General features: G+C 66.0%; 12 protein-coding genes and 1 tRNA gene. 3 read left to right on the top strand and 10 right to left on the bottom strand.

All coding sequences use genetic code 11. The features are described from left to right. Positions 1-49: 49 nt before the first annotated feature. Both CLD20_RS15365 and CLD20_RS15370 read right to left on the bottom strand, forming a co-directional pair. Positions 50-1,006 carry an alpha/beta fold hydrolase gene (locus CLD20_RS15365; protein ID WP_224407536.1) on the bottom strand — a complete coding sequence of 319 codons (957 nt, stop codon included), beginning with the start codon at positions 1,004-1,006 and terminating at the stop codon, positions 50-52. Then, a complete protein-coding gene (locus CLD20_RS15370; protein WP_224407537.1) occupies positions 999-1,760 on the bottom strand; it encodes an alpha/beta fold hydrolase in 762 nt (253 codons plus the stop codon). The genes CLD20_RS15365 and CLD20_RS15370 overlap by 8 nt, the downstream gene beginning before the upstream one ends. Before the next feature lie 150 nt (positions 1,761-1,910). On the opposite strand from CLD20_RS15370, the gene CLD20_RS15375 reads away from it, so the two are divergent. From CLD20_RS15375 to CLD20_RS15385, 3 genes are all read left to right on the top strand, one after another. After that, on the top strand, positions 1,911-2,147 hold the full coding sequence (locus CLD20_RS15375) for a zinc-finger domain-containing protein (protein WP_224407538.1): 237 nt from the start codon (positions 1,911-1,913) through the stop codon (positions 2,145-2,147). A gap of 13 nt (positions 2,148-2,160) precedes the next feature. Beyond that, complete coding sequence (locus CLD20_RS15380) at positions 2,161-3,303, top strand: FAD-dependent oxidoreductase (protein WP_224407539.1); 1,143 nt, start codon at positions 2,161-2,163, stop codon at positions 3,301-3,303. 142 nt (positions 3,304-3,445) lie between these two features. Next, a complete protein-coding gene (locus CLD20_RS15385; RefSeq protein WP_224407540.1) occupies positions 3,446-4,933 on the top strand; it encodes a PRC-barrel domain-containing protein in 1,488 nt (495 codons plus the stop codon). Positions 4,934-5,018: 85 nt separating this feature from the next. Here CLD20_RS15385 and pobA read toward each other — a convergent pair whose 3' ends face one another. The 8 genes from pobA to CLD20_RS15425 all read right to left on the bottom strand — a co-directional run bounded on the left by pobA (position 5,019) and on the right by CLD20_RS15425 (position 12,367). Further along, positions 5,019-6,203, bottom strand: a complete 1,185-nt coding sequence (pobA, locus tag CLD20_RS15390; RefSeq protein ID WP_224407541.1) for a 4-hydroxybenzoate 3-monooxygenase — start codon at positions 6,201-6,203, stop codon at positions 5,019-5,021. Positions 6,204-6,454: 251 nt separating this feature from the next. Beyond that, positions 6,455-6,541, bottom strand: a tRNA-Leu gene (locus CLD20_RS15395). A 107-nt stretch (positions 6,542-6,648) separates the two neighbouring features. After that, complete coding sequence (locus tag CLD20_RS15400) at positions 6,649-8,097, bottom strand: TrkH family potassium uptake protein (RefSeq protein ID WP_224407542.1); 1,449 nt, start codon at positions 8,095-8,097, stop codon at positions 6,649-6,651. A gap of 21 nt (positions 8,098-8,118) precedes the next feature. Beyond that, complete coding sequence (gene gpt / locus CLD20_RS15405) at positions 8,119-8,616, bottom strand: xanthine phosphoribosyltransferase (RefSeq protein WP_224407543.1); 498 nt, start codon at positions 8,614-8,616, stop codon at positions 8,119-8,121. 54 nt (positions 8,617-8,670) lie between these two features. After that, on the bottom strand, positions 8,671-9,417 hold the full coding sequence (locus CLD20_RS15410; protein WP_224407544.1) for a competence/damage-inducible protein A: 747 nt from the start codon (positions 9,415-9,417) through the stop codon (positions 8,671-8,673). Between the two features lie 239 nt (positions 9,418-9,656). Then, complete coding sequence (locus tag CLD20_RS15415) at positions 9,657-10,910, bottom strand: hypothetical protein (RefSeq protein WP_224407545.1); 1,254 nt, start codon at positions 10,908-10,910, stop codon at positions 9,657-9,659. A 49-nt stretch (positions 10,911-10,959) separates the two neighbouring features. Next, positions 10,960-11,442: a PaaI family thioesterase gene (locus CLD20_RS15420; RefSeq protein ID WP_224407546.1), complete on the bottom strand. Its 483-nt coding sequence runs from the start codon at positions 11,440-11,442 to the stop codon at positions 10,960-10,962. Continuing rightward, a complete protein-coding gene (locus CLD20_RS15425; protein WP_370636912.1) occupies positions 11,432-12,367 on the bottom strand; it encodes a 3-keto-5-aminohexanoate cleavage protein in 936 nt (311 codons plus the stop codon). Before CLD20_RS15425 ends, CLD20_RS15420 begins: the two co-directional genes overlap by 11 nt. Positions 12,368-12,496: the final 129 nt, after the last annotated feature.

Genomic DNA, 12,496 nt, shown 5'->3' on the forward strand with positions numbered 1-12,496 from the left:
TCATCCCTTCTTCAGGCGCGCGCGCTCGCGCGCGAGCATATCGAGCTTATTATGTGGTGCGCGGCCCAGGTTCGGCTAGGGCCGATCGCGGCGCTCCCGCCGCCTGCGCCGGCCCGCCCGTCATAAGGGCACGCTGCAAAAAGTCGATGACGGCCTCGGCGAAGATGTCGTTGCGGTCGCCCGCCACCATATGCCCGGCGCCGGACACGTCGACCACCTGCGCATGCGGAGCGAGAGCGAGAAGCTCGTCGACATGTTCCGGTTCCACCAGTTCGGAGCGCGCGCCGCGCACGAGCAGGAGCGGCGCCGAAAGCCCGCGCACCCCGGCCGCAAGGCGCTCCTCCACCGGCTCGGCGCCGACCGGGCGCGGACCGTCCAGAAAGCGCGGGTCCCAGTGCCAGTGATAGCGTCCGTCCTCGCGCAGCCTCAGATTCTTCTTCAGCCCCGCGAGCGATTTCGGCCGCTTGCGATGCGGCAGGTAGCGCGCCACCGCCTCGCCCGCCTCCTCGACCGACGCAAAGCCCTTGCCGCTGCGCTCACGCATGAAGCCCTGCACGCGCGAGACGCCCTCCGGCTTCAGCCGGGGCGTGACGTCGACGAGGACAAGGCCGGCGAAGGGTGGCTCTCGCCCCTCCCCGGCTTCCTCCGCAGTCCCCTGCCCGGCCATCTCCGCGGCCAGCATCGCGGCGATACCGCCGAGCGAGGCGCCGACGACGAAGGGCGGCGCGCCGGTCTCCTCTCTCAGCCTGCCGGCAACCCTGAGAAGATCGGCCGCGTAATCGGAAAAGGCATAATGGCCGTTCGCGTCCCAGGCGCTGTCGCCATGCCCGCGCTGATCGAGCGAGATGGCGATAAAACCCGCCGCACCGAGGCGCTGGGCCGCCCCCTGCCAGGCATGCCGCGTCTGGCCGCCGCCATGCAGGAAGATCGCCACCGGCCCGCTCTCGCCGTAGCGGTCGCCGACGAGGCGAATGCCGCCTTCGCCCGCGAAGACGACCTCAGCCACGGGCGAGCCGCCCCAGAAATTCCAGGACGGCCTTCTTGTGCACCTTGTCGCCCACCGCGCGCATGTGGTCGCGCCGGGGGATGAGGGCGAGCTCGGCGCCGGGAATGGCTGCGGCGAGCTTCTGCGGATCGCCGGCGACCTCGTCCTCCTCGCCGACCGCGATGAGGACCGGCATCGACAGGCCGTTGAGATCCTCGCCCGTGAGGTTGGCGCGCCCGGCCTCCATGCAGGCCGCGAGCGCCAGCAGGTCGCCGCCCGTCTGCCCGGCGAAGGTGCGGAAGCCCTGCGCCACCGGATCGGTGACATCGGCGTCGCTCTCGGCCCTGAGCGCGTCGGCGACGGCGCCGGCTTTGGGAAAACCCTTGATGAGCTGGTCGCCCAGCCCGCCGATGATCAGCGCCGAGACACGCTCCGGCGCCATCACGGCGAGATGCGCGGCGATGCGTCCGCCGAGCGAGTAGCCCATCGTGACGACCGCGCCGAGCCCGAGATGATCGAGGAGCTCGCCCTGGTCGCGCGCCAGCCTCTCGATGCCGTAGGAAGCGGTGTCGTGCGGCTTGCCGCTGTCGCCATGGCCGCGCAGGTCCGGGGCGATGATGCGATACCCCGCCTCCGTCAGCGCGCTCGTCCAGGAGGTGGAGAACCAGTTGACGCGTGCATTGGAAGCAAAGCCGTGGACAAGAAGGATCGGGCGTCCCTCGCCCTCCTCGCGCCAGGCGATTCGCACGCCGTCGGAAGCGTCAAAGGCCGGCACGGATCGATATCGATGTGAGCATGGCTCCCGCTGTAGCCGCTCGGGAGGGACCCGGTCAACGGAGGCCGGCGGTGGCAGATTCGGGATTGCCCTACGACGTTCGGTGCCTATGCTGCGGCCCGAAGCAATCAGACTGGGATAAGTGAAGACATGGCCGACAGCGTGGTGCCGCATTTCCACAACACGGATGGCGTTCCGGCGGTCAAGATCGGGGCGCGCGAGTTCATGTGCATCGGCGCGCTGCCGCCTTTCGATCATCCGCATGTCTTCCTCGACATGGGCGACGAGGCCGAGATCGTCTGCCCCTATTGCTCGACCCTCTACAAGCACGACAAGTCTCTGAAGCCGGCGGAGGCGCGCCCTCCGCAGGCCGTCTTCCGCAACTGACCTTCGCACCCCGATGCAAGTCGCCGTCGTCGGCGCCGGCATTGCCGGCCTGACAGTCGCGCTCGCCCTGGCGAGGGCGGATTTCGACGTGACGATTTATGAAAAGGCCGAGCGCCTCGAAGAAGTCGGCGCCGGTATCCAGCTCTCCCCCAACGCCTCCCGGCTTCTCATCGAGATGGGGCTGGAATCCGCCATCCGCACCGTCGCCTTCGCGCCGCAATGCCTGCGCATCGGCGACGGACGCACATTGAAGAGCCTGGCGCGGCTGCCGCTCGGCTCCTGGGCCGAGAGCCGCTACGGCGCGCCCTATCTCCTCATTCACCGGGCCGATCTCCAGGACATCCTGAAGGCCGCCGTCCTCGCCGAGCCGAAGGCAACGCTCCGTCTGAAGGCGCCGGTCGCCGAGATCGCGGAAAGCCCTGGCGGAATCCGCTTTCAGGTGGGAGAGAATCTCGCCGAGACCGGCGAGGCCGACCTGCTGATCGGGGCGGACGGCCTGCGTTCCATCGTGCGCCGCAAGCTTCTGCGTGGGCCCGAGGTGAAGCCGTCGCGGCACGTTGCCTGGCGCGCCACGATGCCGATCGACGAGGCGCCGAAATGGGTCGCCCGGGACGGGACGGGACTATGGATGGGCTCCGGCTGGCATCTCGTCCACTATCCGGTCCGCCGCGGCACGCGTCTCAACATCGTTGCCATCGAAGAGCCGCCTGACCGCGCCCTCGGCCCGGCTCTCCCCCATGCGGCACGCCCGCTTCGGGCACTCCTGAACGAGGTCGCCGACCGCACGCCGTGGCTTCCCTGGACATTGAGCACGGTCGATCCGGCTGGCCCCTGGTCGAGCGAGCGCGTCGCGCTTATCGGCGATGCAGCCCACGCCATGTTGCCGACGGCCGCGCAGGGCGGTGCCATGGCCATCGAGGACGCCGTCGCCATGGCAAGGCTGCTTGCTGGCCCCGGCACGCTCGCGGCCAGGTTGAAGCTCTACGAGGATGAACGGCGCCAGCGGATCCGCTCCGTCGTCTCAATGGCCGAGAACAATCTTGCCGTGTACGACCTGCGCCGGCCGACCTCGGATCTGCGCAACACCGCGCTTGCCATGCTTCCCGGCGCACTCCTCATGCGCCGACAGGACTGGCTTTATTCTTTCAACGGCTAAGCAATTGCATCGCGGCTGAGCCCATCTGCCTGGAACTGAGGGCACAGGTTCACGTTGTCGGTTCGTAACGGCCGCGCGGCCTGCTTCTCCCAAAGACGACCGCGCGGCCTCAGAGCATCCGAGATGCAAGGAGATACATAACATGATCCGCAAGTTGATGGCGAGTACTGCTATCGCCGCACTTCTCACCACCGGCGCGCTCGCGCAGTCGCAGCCGACCACGGAAACCCAGGCGCAGACCAACGTCGACGTGAAGACCCAGCAGGGTTCGAACGAGGCGCTGGCTTCCGATTGGATGGGCAAGACCGTCTATTCTTCGGCCGCGCAGGACGCCAAGGAGATCGGCGATATCAACGACCTTCTCCTCGACGAAAAGGGTGACGTAACGGCTGCCATCGTGGGCGTCGGGGGCTTCCTCGGCATCGGCGAGCACACCGTGGCCATTCCTTACGACCAGTTCGAGGTCACCCAGGATCAGAACGGCGACCCGCGTCTCGTTCTCAACACCACGGAAGAGGCGCTGAAGAACGCGCCGGAGTTCGAGCGTCAGGAAGGCCAGCGCACTTTCGCCGACATGCGCGAGAATGGCGGCAACAACGCCGAGAACACCTCGATGGCGGCGAACGATTCCGCCAAGCAGGACGCCGACAAGATGACCGACAGCAAGATGGCTGACGGTCAGAAGGCGATGCCGGCCAACGTGGCGTTCGTCGAGTACAGCCAGGACCAGAATCGCGTCAGCGAGTGGATGGGCCGCGAGGTTTATTCCTCCACCGCCACGCCGGCCTCCGAGCAGATGAACTCGACCACGACGATGGCCAAGGACAACGCCACAGAGGGCACGACCCAGAATGGCGCCACGACCGGTCAGCAGGCGAGCGGCACCGCCACAAACGCCGAAGTCGCTGCCGACACTCAGCAGAGCGTCGGTGAAGTGGACGACGTCATCCTTTCCGATGCTGGTCAGGTCGAATCGATTGTGATCGATGTCGGCGGCTTCCTCGGCGTCGGCGAGAAGGCGGTTGCCATCCCGTACGACCAGATCGAGCTCACCAGGGTGCCGGATGAGGACGAGCCGCGCCTCACCATCGCCATGACCCGCCAGCAGCTCGAGCAGGCGCAGCCGTTCGATGCCTCGGCCTACCGCCCGGACAACCTCGCCAGCACCGAGCAGGCGACGGGTGCCGAGAATACGGGTGGCACCGACATGGCGATGACCGGCGAGAAGAAGCCGGCGACCCAGACGGGCGACATGAGCGACCAGAAGGCCGAAGGTACGCAGATGGCGACCTCTGAGCAGAACGGCGCCATGAAGGACGGCTCGGCCACGATGCGGACGGCTTCCGCGAAGGCGAACGGCACGAGTGCCGACAACCTTCTCGGCTCCACCGTCTACGGCAGCAACGACGAGAGCGTCGGCGAGATCGGTGACGTCATCGTCTCGCAGAAGGGCGACGTCGAGGCCGTCATCATCGATGTCGGTGGCTTCCTCGGCATCGGCGAGAAGCCGGTAGCGGTCGAGTACGACACGCTCAACGTCCAGAAGAACACCGATGGCGAGACGCGTTATTCGATCTCCGCCACGGAAGATCAGCTGGACAAGGCCCCGGCCTACGAAGAGACCCAGTAAGCCTCTCTTCCGAGCCTGAAGACAACGAAGCCCGCCGGAAATTCCGGCGGGCTTTTTCGTATGCCCATTTCATGTATCGGGAAGTTCAGAGCGGCAGGCCGACATAGCTCTCGGCAAGTGCGGCACGAGCCGCTTCGGACCGGACGAGATAGGCGAGCTCCGCTTCCTGCAGCCTGCGACCGAAGCGTCCCCTTTCGGGAAACAGATGCAGGAGCGAGGTCATCCACCAGGAAAAGCGCTCCGCCTGCCAGATCCGCCGCAATGCCCGCTCCGAATAGGCATCGATGCCGCTCTCCGTTCCCTTTCGGAAATATTCGATCATCCCTTCCGCCAGATAGAAGACGTCGCCGATAGCAAGGTTGAGCCCTTTCGCCCCGGTAGGAGGCACGATATGGGCCGCGTCGCCGGCGAGGAACAGGCGGCCGAAACGCATCGGCTCGGCGACGAAGGAGCGAAGCGGCGCGACGCTCTTCTCGATCGATGGACCAGTCACCAGGCTTTCCGCCATCTCCGGGTCGAGCCGCAGCTTCAGCTCCTCCCAGAAGCGCTCGTCCGACCAGTGGCTGGCATCCTCGTCGGGCCCGCACTGGATGTAATAGCGGCTGCGCGTCGGCGAACGCATCGAACAGAGCGCGAAGCCGCGTTCGTGGCAGATATAGACGAGCTCGTCGGAAACGGGCGGCGTGTCGCTGAGAAGGCCGAGCCATCCGGCCGGATAGATCCGCTCGGCGAGGAACATGGCCTCCTCCGGCACGCTCTGCCGGCAGACGCCGTGGAAACCGTCACAACCGGCGATGAAGTCGGCCTGGAAGACAGTCTCCTCCCCACCCTTGCGATAGGTAATCTCCGGCTGCCCGGTCTCGAAGCCGGAAATCGCCACATCCTCCGCTTCGTAGACCGTCGGCGCGCCATCCGCCTCGCTCCGGTCCATCAGATCCTGGGTGATTTCCGTCTGGCCGTAGACGAGAACAGCCTTGCCACCGGTCAGGGCGGAGAGATCGATGCGGTGCCGCTCGCCGAAATGGGCAATGTCGAAGCCATGATGGACGAGGCCCTCGCGGCGCATCCGCTCGCCCACCCCGGCTTCGTCCAGGATGCGCGCCGAACCTTCTTCCAGGACGCCGGCGCGGATGCGCGAGAGGACGTATTCCTTCGATTTGCGCTCGACGATGACGTTGTCGATGCCCGCCTGCGTCAAGAGCCGCCCGAGAAGCAGGCCGGCCGGCCCCGATCCGATGATGGCGACCTGCGTGCGCTCGCCCCGCTTCATGAGACGCGCCGCAATGGGAGCGTCGCGGGCCCTGCGTCATCGGCGTGAAAGATGAAGGCGCTGCAGGATGGCCGGTGCCCTGTGCGCGCCATTTCCGCCAGGCTCGCTTGCCCGGCTTCCAGGACGTGCCTGGAAGGATTTTCCCCCATCCCGATCCTCCCCCGTCCGTCCCGACGGCCCCCCGCCTTTGGGATTACTCTAAATCGGAGCCTATCAGCGCTTTCTGCGCCCGCCTAGAGACCGGCGTCGGCTGGTGCGGGCGGCGGGGCTCGAACCCGCATGACCTTTCGGTCGAGGGATTTTAAGTCCCTTGCGTCTGCCAGTTTCGCCACGCCCGCGCCGTCTGGATGCCTAGCCTCGTCGCGGCGGACGGGCAAGGCAAGCCGCGCCGCGAGGGTTGGAGGGTGCCGCACCGCCGCCCTTCCCCGCTCTTCGCCTCAGCCGCTCACCATCTCCAGAAGGCCGGATCGAGCAGCACGAGCACGGTGAAGAGCTCCAGCCGCCCGAGCACCATGGCGAAGGTGAGCGCGATCTTGGCACCGTCCGGAAGCGTCGAGAAATTGCCGGCCGGACCGACGATTTCGCCGAGCCCCGGGCCGACATTGCCGACGGCCGTCACGGCCGCGGAGATGGCGGTGACGAAATCGAGGCCGAGCGCGGCGAGGATCATGGTGATGATCACCGTCGTGCCGACATAGAGCGTCAGGAAGGCGAGCACGGAGGGCGGCACGTCCTCGGGGATGCGCCGGCCGGCATAGCGCAACGGCTCCACCCGAGAGGGATGGGCTAGCCTGCGGATCTGCCGGCGGATGATCTCCCACAGGATGACGAAGCGGTAGATCTTGATGCCGCCCGCCGTCGAGCCGGTGCAGCCGCCCACATACATGAGGACGAAGAAGAGCCCGACGGAGAAGGTGCCCAGCAGCGTGTAGTCGAGCGAAGCGTAGCCCGTCGTCGTCACCACGGAGACGACGTTGAAGACGGAATGGCGAAGCGCCTCGTTGAAGGTGAAGCTGCTCGTCAGCGTGATCTGCACGGCAAGGACGAAGGAGACGATACCGAGAAGGCCAACGAGGGCACGCACCTGCGGGTCGCGCACGATGCCCATCGGCCGGCCGCGCAGGGCACCGATATAGATGACGAAGGGCATGGCGCCGGCCAGCATGAAGATGCTGCCGGTCCACAGAAGCGTCGGATTGTCGCCCCAGAAGCCGAAAGAGGCGTCGTGCGTGGAAAAGCCGCCCGTCGAGAGCGTCGTCATGGCGTGGCAGATGGCATCGAAGAGCGTCATGCCGCCGGCGGCATAGGCGAGCGCGCAGAGCGCCGTCAGCCCCATGTAGATGCCGCCGATCCAGGCCGCGAGGTCGAAGCTCTTGGCCAGCACCTTTTCGGAGCGGTCGGAGCTTTCGGCATGGAAGAGCTGCATGCCGCCGACCTTCAGGAACGGCAGCATGATGATCGCCATGACAATGATGCCGACGCCGCCGATCCATTGCAGCAGCGAGCGCCACAGATGGATGCCCGGCGGCAGCTGGTCGAGGCCGACGAGCACCGTCGAGCCCGTCGTCGTCATGCCGGAGACCGTCTCGAAGAAGGCGTCGGCATAGCCGACCTCGAGGCCGAGGAAGGGCAGCGCCGCAAAGCCGGGCAGCACGAACCAGAGGATCGTCGTCAGCACGAAGGCCTGCTTGACGTTGAGGCCGACCGGCTCCTCCTCCCGCCCGGCGATGGCGAAGACGGCGCCGCAGAGCGAGGTGATGATCCCCGAAAGCGCGAACACCATCCAGTCGGGATTGCCGGCGGAAAGGTCCACCAGCGCCGGCAGCGCCATGACGAAGCCGAGCGCGACCAGCAGGAAGCCGGTGATCGAAAGGATCGGCTGGTAGTGGATCAAGCTGGCCTGTCCCGACTGGGCTCAGCCCGAACCGCCCGAGATGGGCGGCTGGAACGAAAGACCGAGATCCCAGGGGAAGTAGATCCAGGTGTCCTGCGACACCTCCGTCACGAACGTGTCGACCAGCGGCCTTCCCTTCGGCTTGGCGTAGACGGTGGCGAAATGCGCATCCGGCAGCATCTCGCGCACGATAGTCGCGGTCTTGCCGGTATCGACGAGGTCGTCGACGATGAGCACGCCCTTGCCGCCGCCCCCGCCGATGCCGAGGACGGCATCGCTGACGGGCTTCAGCACCTCAAGGCCGCCCTGCGTCTTGTACTGGTGGTAGGAGGCGACGCAGACCGTCTCGATCAGCCGCACTTCCAGTTCGCGGCAGACGATGGCCGCCGGCACGAGGCCCCCGCGGGTGATGCACACGATCGCCTCGAAAGGCCCGGCGCTCGCCAGCCGCCAGGCAAGGGCGCGCGCATCGCGGTGGAACTGGTCCCAGGAGACCGGGAAGGCCTTGTCTTGCATCATCGTGGCCGCCGTCTTTGAGGTATCGGCTGTCTGTCGGGCATAGGGTGAGGCCTCTTAGCCGCTTTGCAGTCGGCTTTCCACGTCACAAAGCGCCTTTTTCAACGCCTCCTTCTTGCGCGATCTCAGCACGATGCGCGTCGTGTAGCGCTTTCCGTCATGATAGGGATAGGAGCCCATGCGCACCTCGGGATGCGCCGCCTGCAGCTCCGTCAGCCAGTCGGCGATCTCGCCCTCGCCGCGATGCGCCTCAACGGTTTCCGACATCATCTTCACGCCGCTCGGCAAGGACGGCGCCAGCGCGTCAAGCATCGCCTGCATGATCGACGGCACGCCGGCCATCACATGCACGTTGCCGATGGAAAAGCCGGGCGCGCCGGAAACGACGTTGGCGATGAGGCTCGCCCCTTCCGGCGTGCGCGCCATCCTCAGCCGCGCCTCGTTGAGCTCCCAGCCGCGCGCGGCGGCCCGCTCGCGCAGGATCTCGACCGCTTCGGGATGATGGATGAGCTTGACGCCGAAGGCGGCCGCGACCGCATCCGCCGTGATGTCGTCATGCGTCGGGCCGATGCCGCCCGAGGTGAAAACGAGATCGTATTCGCCCGACAGCGCCTTCACCGCGCCGACGATCTGCGCCTTGCGGTCGCCGACGATGCGCACTTCCTCAAGGTCGATGCCGAGATCGGTGAGGTAGTCGGCGAGAAAGCCGATATTCTTGTCCTTGGTGCGACCGGAGAGAATCTCGTCCCCGATCACCAGCATTGCCGCCCTTGCGGGCGTCCTGTCTTCCCCGGCTGCGTCCATCTCACACCTGTGCCGCCTGGAAAGCGCCGCTGCAAGCCCGAATATCGACAGGCGGGCGCCGCCGCGGCTTCGTGCGCTTAAGGCGGGGATGGTTCGCCGCAGGATCGCCTAGGGGATGAAAACGGGGCAAGCGGCGGGGCCGGCATCGGCGGTGGCGCCCTTCGCCCCGCCGTCATGCCGAAAAATTCGCCCCAAGGTCGCCCGAACCGAAACATCGATCCGGTTCGGGCCTTTCTGTGTCATTCGGTACGTGCGTAGGCGGCCGCGAGCTCTTTCGCCACCCGTTGCTGGTAGGCCGTGAAATCGTAATCGCGGTTCCAGGAATCGACGACGTCTTCCGCCGCTTCCGGCTCGGGCTGAAAGCCGAGATCGTCGGCGACGATTTTGCGCCACTTGTCCATCAGCGCCATGAACTGGTCGATGGCTTCCTGGGGATCCGTCACGCCCGCGGGTGCGCTTTCGGCCATGCCGGCCGTCACCTGCTCTTGGTGCTTGCGCAGGGCTGCGATCATGTCCTCGGAAGCATCGAGCGGCTTGACCTTGCCACTTCGGATCGCTTCGCCGAACGCCACGGTTCCCGCCAGCGTCTGCTCGGCGTCGACCTCCAGGAAGCGGGTATAGGCATCCACCAGGATGCGCTGCGCAACCTCGGGAAGGGCTTCCCATTTGTCCTTGTTGATCAGCGTCAGGGTTGCCATCCAGCCGGAAAGCGGCACGCGCACCCAGTAATGCTCGCCACTGATCCCTGTCAGCGAAAATGAATTGTAGCCCCAGGGATAGAGGATCACACAGTCGAGGATCCCACGGCTGTAGGCCTCGTACACCTCGGTGATCACGATCGGCACCGGCGTCATGCCGAGGGCCGTGACCTCCTCGGCAAAGGCCTGGTTGGGGCTGCGCACACGCTTGCCCTTGGCCTCTTCCAGGTTCGAGACCGGCTTGTTGCACATCAGGTCGTAGGCGGCGCCTCCGGATGCGCCAAGGATATGCAGCCCGTGCTCGCTGTATTCGCGGCGCACGTCGTCGTTGAGGATGTGGAATTCGCTGTTCGCGCCGCCCGCCACGAGCTTGCCGTAGGGCTGGCCGGCGGGAAACTGGTTCGACAGATCGTTCAGCCAGTTCGTCACCGGAAAGTCGGCCGGCGTGTAGACGGGAAGAGCCGTCGCCATGTCGGCGAGGCCCGATGCCACGCCGTTCGGCGCTTCCATGGTGGGCATCAGCGAGCTGCTCCAGAAGATCTGGATCTGAATCTTGCCCTTGGAGGCCTTGGAGACATAGTCGGCGAAAGCGGCCGTCTGCGGGCTTTGCACCGATGAGGTGAACTCCGAATAGGTCAGCTGGATATTGTCGAGCTGGTCCACCCCCTCATAGGTCGGAATTTCCGCGGCCGACCCGCTTTCCTGGGCAACAACCGGCTGGCTGAGCGCAAGGCCGAACGCAACCGCGCCGGCCAGCAAGGCCCCTTCCAGGAAAGTGTGTACTGGCTTGTGCAATGGACTTCCTCCTCTTCTTTTTGGCACCGCCGCGGGACGCGCGGTGATTTCACCTCTGGCGGGGCGGAACGGTCGAAGGACGGCTCGGTGCGCCAGCTTGTTCTCGCCTCAGGAGCTTGAAGGTGCCCTGGGCGCTGCAGACCGTTTCTCCGCCCGCGATCAGCAGACCGCGCGCAAAGCTCATGCTGCGGGTTTGCCGTGTGACCTCGCAGCGGGAGTAGAGGAACGCTCCGATCTCGACACCGCCGAGAAAATGCAGGTCGAGATGGATCGTCGCCTGGTCCGACAAGGTGAGTGGGCTCGCCGATCCGGCGTTTCGCGCTTCAAGCGCGGCAAGCGCCAGCCCCTGATCCGCAAGAGTGGCAATGAGGGCGCCATGCATGCGCGCAAAGCCGTTGTCGTGTCGGGGCTCGCACAGGATGCCGAGGTCGGTTTTTCCGTCCGCGCTCCGCTCCCATAGCGTTCCGATCGACTGCATGAAGGCGTTCGACGGCCGGACGGTCCAGCCGTCGGATGCGGGGTCATAGGCCATCGCCGGTCGCGTCCAGAGATAGGATCTCGCGCGCCTCCGCTGGGGTCGCCACGGAAAATCCGATCGATTCGATGACCTGCCTGCCCCGCTCGACCAGGGGCGCATTGCCCTTGGCGAGCTCGCCTTTCGACAGAAAGAGGTTGTCTTCCAGCCCGACCCGGCAATGGCCGCCCAGGATCGCCGACAGCGCCACCATCGGCATTTGTGTCCGGCCGATCCCGAAGGCCGACCACACCGCGCCGGGCGGGAGCATGGAACGCATGAGCAGCAGAGCCTCGGCGGTCGCTGGCGCTCCCCCGGGGACACCGAGGCAGAACTGGAAGAAGGGCGGCTGGGGGAAGTCGCCACTGCCGAGCAGACGCAGCGCCAGCTCCAGCTGGCCGATGTCGAACAGCTCCAGTTCCGGCTTGGTGCCCGCTTCGACGATCAGCTGGGCCATCATCCTCAAATGCGTCGGCGTGTTGACGATCGCCTTCTCACCGAAATTCATGGTGGCGACGTCCAGGGTGCAGACCTCTGGCTTCAGCAGGCTGACATGCTGGGTTCGCACGGCGGGATGCTTGACGACGGTCTCCGCCGGCTGCCCCTCTTGAACGGAAGGCAGGTAGTCGGCGCCCATCCCGGTCGTCAGATTGATAATGACATCAACATTCGACATCCGGATGCGCTCGACGACGTCGGCGTAATATTCGGTCTTCATCTCCGGGGCGCCGGTTTCCGGATCGCGCACGTGAATATGTACGCACGAGGCGCCCGCATGCGCCGCCGAGATGCACTCGTTGGCGATCTGTTCGGGCGTGACCGGGACGTACCGACTGTTCTTTGTCATCGGTGTCCCGCCCGTAACGGCGCAGGTCAGAATAATCCTTCGCATATGTGCCCCTCCCCGGCCCCAGGCTTGTCGTTGGACGCTCGAACGCGCCATTCCCCGGATTCCAGCCCGGCGCGCCCACCTGTTCCGGCGGGCTTCGGACACCGGAAAAGTCCCGCCGGGTCAGTCCTCACGCTTCCATGCCGGCACCCTATTGTCAACAATTGACATAATACACGACGC

This window comes from Afifella sp. IM 167 (assembly GCF_020144925.1).
GTDB lineage: Bacteria > Pseudomonadota > Alphaproteobacteria > Rhizobiales > Afifellaceae > Afifella.

Excerpts from the sequence above, each read along its gene's own strand:
- gpt (WP_224407543.1), bottom strand. The coding sequence starts at position 8,616 with ATGATGCAAGACAAGGCCTTCCCGGTCTCCTGGGACCAGTTCCACCGC.
- pobA (WP_224407541.1), bottom strand. The coding sequence starts at position 6,203 with ATGAAGCGGGGCGAGCGCACGCAGGTCGCCATCATCGGATCGGGGCCG.
- CLD20_RS15380 (WP_224407539.1), top strand. The coding sequence starts at position 2,161 with ATGCAAGTCGCCGTCGTCGGCGCCGGCATTGCCGGCCTGACAGTCGCG.
- CLD20_RS15425 (WP_370636912.1), bottom strand. The coding sequence starts at position 12,367 with ATGGCGCGTTCGAGCGTCCAACGACAAGCCTGGGGCCGGGGAGGGGCA.
- CLD20_RS15410 (WP_224407544.1), bottom strand. The coding sequence starts at position 9,417 with ATGGACGCAGCCGGGGAAGACAGGACGCCCGCAAGGGCGGCAATGCTG.
- CLD20_RS15375 (WP_224407538.1), top strand. The coding sequence starts at position 1,911 with ATGGCCGACAGCGTGGTGCCGCATTTCCACAACACGGATGGCGTTCCG.
- CLD20_RS15420 (WP_224407546.1), bottom strand. The coding sequence starts at position 11,442 with ATGGCCTATGACCCCGCATCCGACGGCTGGACCGTCCGGCCGTCGAAC.
- CLD20_RS15385 (WP_224407540.1), top strand. The coding sequence starts at position 3,446 with ATGATCCGCAAGTTGATGGCGAGTACTGCTATCGCCGCACTTCTCACC.